Origin of the sequence: Streptomyces fragilis (genome assembly GCF_003112515.1) — a bacterium.
Classification (GTDB): Bacteria; Actinomycetota; Actinomycetes; order Streptomycetales; family Streptomycetaceae; genus Streptomyces; species Streptomyces fragilis.
This window is the reverse complement of the sequence record NZ_BEVZ01000012.1, coordinates 93,367-101,199: the sequence shown is the minus strand read 5'-3', so window position 1 is coordinate 101,199 and position 7,833 is coordinate 93,367. Positions and strand designations below refer to the sequence as shown.

Annotated in this window: 7 protein-coding genes; 4 read left to right on the top strand and 3 right to left on the bottom strand. The window is 75.0% G+C overall.

Annotation, left to right across the window (positions count from 1 at the left end; all coding sequences use genetic code 11):
- Nucleotides 1–427, top strand: a 427-nt coding sequence (locus tag Sfr03f_RS29230) for a PP2C family protein-serine/threonine phosphatase (RefSeq protein WP_159105756.1), incomplete at its 5' end; no start/stop codon positions are given.
- Between the two features lie 42 nt (nucleotides 428–469).
- Here the strand turns inward: Sfr03f_RS29230 and Sfr03f_RS29225 are convergent.
- The gene (locus tag Sfr03f_RS29225; RefSeq protein ID WP_108957219.1) at nucleotides 470–1,201 is read right to left on the bottom strand and encodes a methyltransferase domain-containing protein; all 732 of its coding nucleotides are present in this window, start codon (nucleotides 1,199–1,201) and stop codon (nucleotides 470–472) included.
- A gap of 418 nt (nucleotides 1,202–1,619) precedes the next feature.
- On the opposite strand from Sfr03f_RS29225, the gene Sfr03f_RS29220 reads away from it, so the two are divergent.
- A complete protein-coding gene (locus Sfr03f_RS29220; RefSeq protein WP_108957218.1) occupies nucleotides 1,620–2,204 on the top strand; it encodes a YdeI/OmpD-associated family protein in 585 nt (194 codons plus the stop codon).
- Between the two features lie 63 nt (nucleotides 2,205–2,267).
- On the opposite strand, the gene Sfr03f_RS29215 is transcribed toward Sfr03f_RS29220, so the two are convergent.
- Together Sfr03f_RS29215 and Sfr03f_RS29210 are read right to left on the bottom strand one after the other, a co-directional pair.
- Nucleotides 2,268–3,551: a cytochrome P450 family protein gene (locus Sfr03f_RS29215; protein ID WP_108957217.1), complete on the bottom strand. Its 1,284-nt coding sequence runs from the start codon at nucleotides 3,549–3,551 to the stop codon at nucleotides 2,268–2,270.
- A 158-nt stretch (nucleotides 3,552–3,709) separates the two neighbouring features.
- Nucleotides 3,710–4,588, bottom strand: coding sequence for a universal stress protein (locus Sfr03f_RS29210; RefSeq protein ID WP_174721674.1), 879 nt, complete (start codon nucleotides 4,586–4,588; stop codon nucleotides 3,710–3,712).
- Nucleotides 4,589–4,755: 167 nt separating this feature from the next.
- On the opposite strand from Sfr03f_RS29210, the gene Sfr03f_RS29205 reads away from it, so the two are divergent.
- A complete protein-coding gene (locus Sfr03f_RS29205; protein WP_108957237.1) occupies nucleotides 4,756–5,559 on the top strand; it encodes an alpha/beta fold hydrolase in 804 nt (267 codons plus the stop codon).
- A 186-nt stretch (nucleotides 5,560–5,745) separates the two neighbouring features.
- On the top strand, nucleotides 5,746–7,791 hold the full coding sequence (locus Sfr03f_RS29200) for an NAD(+) synthase (protein ID WP_108957215.1): 2,046 nt from the start codon (nucleotides 5,746–5,748) through the stop codon (nucleotides 7,789–7,791).
- Nucleotides 7,792–7,833: the final 42 nt, after the last annotated feature.

The following is a 7,833-nucleotide window of genomic DNA, read 5'->3' as shown; positions in this document are numbered from 1 at the left end:
CTGCACGGTCGTCGTGGGCCTCGTCGAGCCCGACCTCGCGCGCGGCGCGGCCCGCGTCCGGCTGGCCTCCGGCGGTCACCCCCCTGCCCTGCTGCTGCGGGGGACCGGCGAGGTGGAGTACCTGCACACACCCGGCGGGATGCTGGTCGGCGTCGCGGTGGACGCCGACTTCGTGGCGACGACCGCCACCCTCGGGCCCGGCGACACCCTGCTGCTCTACACGGACGGGCTCACCGAGGCCCGGACCGGGGCGCGGCCCGGGGAGCTCTTCGACGCGGAGGGCCTGTGCGACTTCGTCCGCGGCCTCGGGCCCAGCGGGGCGCCCCGGCTGGTCGCCGAGATCGAGGCCCTCCTGGACCGCTTCGGCGAGGCCCTCGACGACGACACCGCCCTCCTCGCCCTGGGAGTGCCGGCGGGCACTCCCTGAGGGGGCGCGCCTGCCCTGGCCGCCGGGCGCCGCCTGCCCGGACTACCGGGCGCCGTCCGCCGTGATCGGGTGGCGGCGGCCCGTGAACGTGTGGGCCACCCCCGTCTGCCAGCCCGGGAGCGGCAGGACGCGCACGCCGTCGAAGCCCGCCCGCCGCATCCGGGCGGCGAACTCGGGCGCGGTGTCGAACCTGAGGACGCTGTGCCACAGGTGACGGTAGAGCGCCCCGTCGCCGGTCAGGGCGCCCAGCGGCATCACGACGCCCCGGCAGACGGCGGACCACACCAGACGGTCGGCACGGCGGCCGCCCAGCGTGTACTCGTGCGCCACCAGACGGCCGTCGGGGACCAGCAGGTCGTGGACGCCGCGCAGCACCGCGTCGGGGGCGGCGACGTTGCGGAACAGGTAGGCGGCGAAGACGGCGTCGAACGGGCCGTGCCCGCCGTCCGCGGTGAGCTCCTCCGCCGTGGCGTGGACGAAGCGCACCCGCTCCAGTCCCCGGCGGCCCCGCGCCCGGGCCAGCATCGCCGACGACGCGTCCGCGCCCACGATCTCCGCCCGCGGGAACGCGGCCGCCAGCGCCGCGGTCGACGCCCCCGTGCCGCACCCCAGGTCCAGCACCCGGCGGCCCGCGCCGCCGTCCGGCAGGGCCAGGCGGCGGGCGGAGCGGCGCAGGTGGGCGTGGTAACCCGGGTTGAGGGAGACCAGACGGTCGTAGGAGTCGGCGCCGCGGTCGAAGGCGGCGGTCAGTTCGGCGTCGTGCAGCAGGGTCATCGATCGGCTCCAGGAAGCGGTACGGGGTCGGCGGTACGGGGCCGGCGGTACGGGATCGGCAGGACGGTCACGGCACCTCGTGGGCGGTGCCGACGGCACGGGTTCTCACGCGCACGGAGTATCGCGCCGCCCGACACCGCCCACGCGGCACCGGCACGGCGGGTGTCCGCCCAACGGGTGATCCACCCACGTGTTCGGGCCAACGGCCGGTCACGGATGCGGCCCGGGGCACCCAGGCAGTTGGGCGCCCGGCCCGGCGGACACGCGGCGGGGCGATCTACCCGGACGCCGGTCGTCCCTCGCGCGGCGCGGACGGCCCCCGATCTCCCGCCTCCCGTCGGAACACCGTGCGCACGCCCTTCCGCCGCCCTCCCCGACAGCGGCTCGGCGAGCGCGCGGCCGGGTTAGCCTGGCCCGCATGGAGGAGTTCAGCGGGGTGGAGGTCGTCGCCTTCCGGGACGCGGCGGCCTTCGACAGCTGGCTGGCCGAGCACCACGGCCGCCGCGAGGGCGTGTGGGTGAAGGTCGCGAAGAAGGCGTCGGGGATCGCGTCGATCACGGACGACGAACTGGTCGACGTGGGGCTGTGCTGGGGCTGGATCTCCGGGCAGCGCCGGGGCCTGGACGACCGGTACTACCTGCAGAAGTACGGGCCGCGAAGGCCCAGGAGCCTGTGGTCGCGGGTGAACGTCGAGAAGGTCGCGGCGCTGACGGCGGCGGGCCGCATGCGGGAACCCGGCCTGGCCGAGGTCCGCCGGGCCCGCGAGGACGGCCGCTGGGACCGCGCCTACGCGTCGCAGGCGACAGCCGTCGTCCCGGACGACCTCGCGGCGGCGCTCGCGGAGGACCCGGCGGCGAGCGCGGCCTTCGACGCGCTCGACCGGACCGCCCGCTACCTGGTGCTGCTCCCGCTGCTGCAGGCCGCGACGCCGGAGACCCGGAGGACGCGGCTCGAGCGGGCGGTGCGGGACCTGTCACAGGGGCGGAACACCGGCGACCGGTGACACCCCGGTGCTCCGCCTCCGGGCCGGCGCCCCGCCCGCGCGGCCGCTCGGGCGGGGCGCGGCTCAGGTGGTGAGGAACACCGGCACCTCGGTGACCGCGTTGGAGACGAGACCGGGGCGGCGGGGAAGATCGTCGCCGCCCGCCGGACGGATGCCGGGGAAGCGGGTGAAGAGGCCTTCGAGGGCGACCTCCACCTCGAGGCGGGCCAGCGGCGCGCCGATGCAGAAGTGCGGGCCGTGACCGAAGGACAGGTGCCGGAACGCCGGACGGCCGAGGTCGAAGACGGCGCCGCTCTCCCCGTACTCCCGCTCGTCACGGCCCGCCGAGGCGTAGGAGGCGAGAACGGCCTCGCCCTTGCGGATCAGCGTGCCCCCGACCTCGAAGTCCTCCAGGGCGTACCGCAGCGGGAAGTGGTTGACCGGGGAGTCCCAGCGCTGGGTCTCCTCGGTGACCGCCGACCAGGGGGCCTCGCCGGAACGCAGCAGCGCCAGCTGGTCGGGGTGGGTGAGCAGGGCGCGGATCGCGTTGCCCATCAGGTTGATCGTGGTCTCGTGCCCCGCCACCAGCAACTGCAGCAGCGTGCCCACGAGTTCCTGGGCGCTGAGCCTGCTGCCGTCCGCCTCGCGGGCGGCGATCAGCGCGGTGGTGAGGTCGTCGCCGGGCTCCCTGGTCCGCAGGTCGACCAGGTCGGCGAGGAGGGCGAAGGCGTCCCGCTGGACCGTGGCCATGTCCGGCCTGCCGGGACCCGTTCCGGCGCCGACGATGCCGTTGCTGAGCTCGTGCATCCGGTCCCACCGGTCGCGGGGCAGGCCGGTCAGCTCGCAGATCACCTGGATCGGCAGCGGCATGCAGAACTCGGGCCGCAGGTCGACCACTTCACCGGCCGGGTGCCGGGCGAGCCGGTCCAGCAGCCCGGACACCAGAGCCTCCACGCGCGGGCGCAGCCGCTCGACCCGGCGGGGGGTGAAGGCCTGGCCGAGCAGGTTGCGCAGGCGCCGGTGGTCCGCCCCGTCGGAGGTCAGCAGACCGGGGACGACCACGAAGTTGATCATCGGCCAGTCGGCGGGCACCCGGCCCTCGGCGAGGGCGCTCCAGTGCGAGGGATGCTTGCCCACCCGCGGATCGGCGAGCAGGTCCCGCAGGGTCGCGTAGTGGGGGACCACCCACGCCTCGACACCCTGCGGGAGCGCCACCCGGGTCGCGGGACCGGCCTCCCGGAGCCGGGCGTTCTGCTCGTGCGCGGTATCGCCGAGGGCCGTGATGTCGACGGTTCCGGTTCCGGTTTCGGCCCCGGCCCCGGTTTCGGCTCCGGAGAAGGGGCAGCTGAGGGCTTCGGGCTCGGCCATGCGGGCACTCCACGGGTCGGCTCGGTCGGCGGGTGTCGCCGGGCCAACAGCCCCTGGAGAAGGGGCAGATGCTGTTCCCCCGTGCGACTGTGCGACTGGGCCGGATCGTACAGGCAGGGCGGTGCCGACGACCCCGCCGCTGCGGGCCCCCGTGGACGTCAGTGCCGGCCGCGGACCACGACCACCGGGCAGTCGGCGTGGTGGAGCAGCGCCTGGCTGACCGACCCGAGGAGCATGCCCTGGAAGCCGCCCCGCCCACGGGCGCCGGTCACCAGCAGCCGGGCCCCGCCGCTCGCCTCCAGCAGCGCGGGGCGGATCCGGGAGCGGACCAGCCGCGCCTCGACCCGCACGTCGGGGTGGGCGGCCCGGTGCGGGGCCAGCGTCTCGTCCAGCAGCCCTTGCTGCACCTGCTCGAGCCGGTCGACGTCCACCACGATGCGCATCGGGTCGAGGGGGTCGTCCAGGCCGCGTTCGCTGCGGGTGTTCCACACGTGCATGGCCACCAGCCGGGCCCCGCGCAACGAGGCCTCGGCGAAGGCGAAGGCGACCGCCGCCTCGCCGGCCTCCGAGCCGTCGACGGCCAGCAGCACAGGGCCGGTGGGGGAGGGGCGGCCCCGCACCACCATGAGCGGGCAGTGGCCGTGGGCGGCCAGGTGGACGGCGGTGGAGCCCAGCAGGAGCGAGGAGAAGGAGTTCAGGCCCCGGCTGCCCACCACGGCGAGGGACGCCGACCGGGACTCGATGGTCAGCACCTCCAGCGGCTCGCCGGACACCACCGAACGGGTGACCTCGAGGCCCGGCACCCGCTCCCGGGCCCGTTGCTCCGCCTCGGTGGGCACCCCGTGCACGAGCCCGGTCAGGCGCCGCCCGGACATCTCCGGCGGCGGGGTGACGCCCGGCACGCGCGCCTGCCGCCCTCCGAAGGCGTGCACGACGCGCAGGGGGACGCCGCGCAGGCTCGCCTCGTCGGCCGCGGCGTCGACCGCGGCGAAACCGGACGGCGAACCGTCCACCCCGACGATCACTGGCTCGTCCACTTCCCCGCTCCCGTCCCGGCCCGTCCGCCTCCGTCACCCGAGGTCCGCGTCCAGCCTCCCCGAGCGGGCGCGCCGGGGCCACCGGACGGGGCCCGCTCGGGACGGGTTCACGACCGCGATCGTCAAAGTGTTCGATCTTCGGCCGGCCGGCTGGCAGCATGGCGGCCATGACGTCGGCACCCCGCCCCGAACCCTCCCGTGCCTGCCTCGTCGTCGACGGGCGGCGGCTGTCCTACCTCGACTTCGGAGGGCCGGGGCCGGTCCTGGTCGCCCTGCACGGTCACTTCGGCGAGGGCCGCACCTTCACCGCGCTGGCCGAGCACCTCGCCCCGCACTGGCGGGTGATCGCCCCGGACCAGCGCGGGCACGGTCACTCGGACCGCCCGGCCCACTTCTCGAGGGAGGGCTACCTCGCCGACCTCGCCGCGCTCCTCGACCACCTCGCCCTCGGGCCCGTGGTCCTGCTCGGCCACTCGCTGGGCGGGCTCAACGCCTACCAGTTCGCCGCCCGGCACCCGGAGCGGGTGCGTGCGCTGGTGGTGGAGGACGTCGGGGCCGAGATCGCCGGCGACCTGTCCTTCTGCCTCGCCTGGCCCCACCGCGCGCCCACCCGTGCCGCCCTGGTCGAGCGGCTGGCGGACTCGGCGCGCTACCTGACGGACGCCGTGCGCGAGTTCCCGGACGGGTGGGGCCTGGCCTTCCGGCCGCAGGACATGGTGGTCTCCCACGCCGCGGTCCGGGGCGACCACTGGGCCGACTGGCTCGCCGGCGACTGCCCCGCCCTCCTCGTCCACGGCCTCCGCAGCGACAGCCTCGACGCGGCACTGGCCCGGGAGATGACCGCCCGCCGCCCCCGCACCCGCCTCGTCACCCTCGACACCGGCCACACCGTCCACGAGAGCGACCCCACCGGCTTCGCCGAAGCGGTCGACGACTTCCTCCACCCCCTGCGGCAGCAGAACCGGCGGTGACGGCGCGGGAGCGCAGCCGGTCCCGCTCGACGCGGACGTCGCCGGCGTCGCTCGCGGGGAGATCGCCGGGCGGCGGCCTCCGCCTCAGGTGCGTCCAACGGCAGGTCGTAGGGTGAGAGGTGCCCTGACCGGGCCGACCCGCCGTCGTCATGGCCCGCCCGTCCACCTTCTGGGGAGAACGTCCCGTTGAACTTCTGGTCGCTCTACCGGCACGGCTTCGCGCGGATCGCCGCCTGCACCGGTCACTCCGCCGTCGCCGACCCCGCCGCCAACGCCGAAGCCGTCCTGACCCAGGCCCGCCGCTGTGACGAGGACGGCGTCGCCGTCGCCCTCTTCCCGGAGATGAACCTCTGCGGCTACTCCATCGAGGACCTGCTGCTCCAGGACGCCCTGCTCGACGAGGTGGAGTCGGCGCTCGCCGCCGTGGTGGCCGGCTCCTCCGGCCTGCTGCCCGTCCTGGTGGTCGGCGCCCCGCTGCGGCACCGCAACCGGATCTACAACTGCGCCGTGGTGGTGCACCGCGGCAGGATCCTCGGCGTCGCGCCCAAGTCCTACCTGCCGAACTACCGCGAGTTCTACGAGAAGCGGCAGATCGCCTCCGGCGACGACGAGCGCGGCGGCACCATCCGCGTGGGCGGGCGGTCCGTGCCCTTCGGCCCCGACCTGCTCTTCGCCGCCGAGGACGTGCCGGGGCTCGTGCTGCACGCCGAGGTCTGCGAGGACATGTGGGTGCCGGTGCCGCCGAGCGCCGAGGCCGCGCTGGCCGGCGCGACGGTGCTGCTCAACCTCTCCGGCAGCCCCATCACCGTCGGCCGCGCCGAGGACCGCAAGCTGCTCTGCCGCTCGGCGTCCTCGCGCTGCCTGGCCGCCTACGTCTACGCGGCGGCCGGTCTGGGCGAGTCCAGCACCGACCTGTCCTGGGACGGGCAGACGATGATCTACGAGAACGGCGTCCTGCTCGCCGAGACCGAGCGCTTCCCGCAGGACGACCAGTACTCGGTGGCCGACGTCGACCTCGACCTGCTCCGGCAGGAACGCCTGCGGATGGGCACCTTCGACGACAACCGCCGCACCCACGCCGCCCGCACCGCCGGCTTCCGCGAGGTCTCCTTCCGGCTCGACCCGCCCACCGGGGACCTCGGCCTGCGCCGTCGCCTCGAGCGGTACCCGTTCGTGCCCTCCGACCCCGAGCGTCTGGCCCAGGACTGCTACGAGGCGTACAACATCCAGGTCAGCGCGCTGCAGCAGCGGCTGGGCGCGATCGGGAACCCGAAGATCGTCATCGGCGTCTCCGGCGGCCTCGACTCCACCCACGCGCTGATCGTCGCCGCGCAGACCATGGACCGCGCCGGCCGCCCCCGCAGCGACATCCTGGCGTTCACCCTGCCCGGCTTCGCCACCAGCGACCACACCAAGGGCAACGCGCACAAGCTGATGCGCGCCCTCGGCGTCACCGCCGCCGAACTCGACATCACGCCGACCGCGCGGCTGATGCTCAAGGAGATGGAGCACCCGTTCTCGGCGGGCGAGCCGGTCTACGACGTCACCTTCGAGAACGTGCAGGCCGGCCTGCGCACCGACTACCTGTTCCGGCTGGCCAACCAGCGCGGCGGCATCGTGCTGGGCACCGGCGACCTCTCCGAGCTGGCGCTCGGCTGGAGCACCTACGGCGTCGGCGACCAGATGAGCCACTACAACGTGAACTCCGGCGTCCCGAAGACCCTCATGCAGCACCTGATCCGCTGGGTGATCGGCAGCGGGCAGTTCGACGAGGAGACCGGCCGCACGCTGGCCGCCATCCTCGACACCGAGATCAGCCCCGAGCTGGTGCCCGGTGAGGAGATGCAGTCCACCGAGTCGAAGATCGGCCCGTACGCGCTGCACGACTTCACCCTCTTCCACGTGCTGCGGTACGGGTTCCGGCCGTCCAAGATCGCCTTCCTCGCCTGGCACGCCTGGCACGACGCCGAGGCGGGCGCCTGGCCGGCGAACTTCCCCGAGGCCAAGCGCGTCGCCTACGACCTGCGGGAGATCCGGGACTGGCTCGAGGTCTTCTGCCGCCGGTTCTTCGCCTTCGCGCAGTTCAAGCGGTCCGCGATGCCCAACGGTCCCAAGGTCTCGGCCGGCGGCTCGCTCTCCCCGCGCGGCGACTGGCGGGCCCCCTCCGACAGCTCGGCGGCGACCTGGCTGCGGGACCTGGCCCGCGTCGACGGCGCGCTGGAGAAGGACTAGCCTCCCCACGCACCCACGCAGGCACCCACGCACGGCGGCGGG

Excerpts from the sequence above, each read along its gene's own strand:
- Sfr03f_RS29220 (WP_108957218.1), top strand. The coding sequence starts at position 1,620 with ATGGAGGAGTTCAGCGGGGTGGAGGTCGTCGCCTTCCGGGACGCGGCG.
- Sfr03f_RS29215 (WP_108957217.1), bottom strand. The coding sequence starts at position 3,551 with ATGGCCGAGCCCGAAGCCCTCAGCTGCCCCTTCTCCGGAGCCGAAACC.
- Sfr03f_RS29225 (WP_108957219.1), bottom strand. The coding sequence starts at position 1,201 with ATGACCCTGCTGCACGACGCCGAACTGACCGCCGCCTTCGACCGCGGC.
- Sfr03f_RS29205 (WP_108957237.1), top strand. The coding sequence starts at position 4,756 with ATGACGTCGGCACCCCGCCCCGAACCCTCCCGTGCCTGCCTCGTCGTC.